The organism is Vibrio sp. 10N.222.48.A3 (genome assembly GCF_041475345.1).
Lineage (GTDB): Bacteria > Pseudomonadota > Gammaproteobacteria > Enterobacterales > Vibrionaceae > Vibrio > Vibrio tasmaniensis_A.
Genome location: NZ_JBFRVX010001268.1, coordinates 1 through 1,207, shown reverse-complemented (window position 1 = coordinate 1,207; position 1,207 = coordinate 1). Strand labels below are relative to the sequence as shown.

Annotated in this window: 1 protein-coding gene; it reads right to left on the bottom strand. The window is 46.1% G+C overall.

The annotated features are described in order from the left end of the window. The coding region (locus AB4653_RS25580; protein WP_372105627.1) for an NAD-glutamate dehydrogenase domain-containing protein at positions 1–1,207 on the bottom strand (1,207 nt) is incomplete at both ends.

Sequence of the window (1,207 nt, the reverse complement as noted above, 5' to 3'; positions counted from 1 at the left end):
AATATGCTTAGACAACAGCATGCCATTACCAAACACATCGCCCGCCATATCACCTACACCGATAGCGGTGAAGTCCGTTGTTTGACAGTTGATGCCCATTTCACGGAAGTGACGTTTAACAGATTCCCAGCCACCTTTCGCAGTGATACCCATGGCTTTATGGTCATAACCGTTAGAGCCACCAGAGGCAAATGCATCGCCTAACCAGAAATTGTATTCAGCAGATACTGAGTTTGCTAGATCTGAGAACGTTGCGGTACCTTTATCGGCGGCAACAACCAAATACGGGTCATCTTCATCGTGACGAACAACACTCTTAGGTGGAATAACCTCACCTTCAATGATGTTGTCTGATACGTCTAGTAGTGCACGGATGAAGCGCTTGTAACAACGTTGACCTTCAGCAAAGATCTCGTCTCGGCCAGACATAGTATGCTGACGCTTACAAACGAAACCACCTTTTGCACCAACCGGTACAATTACTGTGTTCTTAACTTGCTGTGCTTTAACTAGGCCTAGAATCTCAGTACGGAAATCCTCTTGACGGTCTGACCAACGTAAACCACCACGAGCGACTTTACCGCCACGTAGATGCACACCTTCAATGTCTGGTGCGTAAACGAAGATCTCAAACGCAGGAACTGGCGCTGGGATATCTGGGATCTCGCTTGGTCTCATTTTCAGAGCCAACCAAGGTTTAGACTGTTTGTTGTCGTCTAACTGGTAGTAGTTAGTACGAAGCGTTGCTGTGATCATTTCCATGTAACGACGAATGATACGATCATCATCCAAGCTTTCTACATGATCCAACTGTTCAGTGATCTTCTTAATAAGATCTTGTTGGCCTTTCGCGCTGCCCTTTAATTTAGGATCAAAACGCTTGCCGAATAAGCTCACTAACCCTTTCGCTAGATCTGGGTAATGAGACAATGTGTCTTCAATGTATTGTTGGCTGAATGGGAAACCCACTTGGCGCATGTAACGCGCATACGCACGTAAGATTGAGATTTCACGGCCAGAAAGACCCGCACCCAATACCAAGCGGTTAAAACCATCGCTGTCTAATTCACCTTCCCAAATCGCAGCAAAGGCTTGTTGGAATAGATCGCGCGCTTCACGAAGATCAATCGTCTTGTCACTCTTATGCAGCATCGAGAAATCAAGGATCCAATAAGTCACCCCATTGGTCTTGCGTACTTCATAAGGT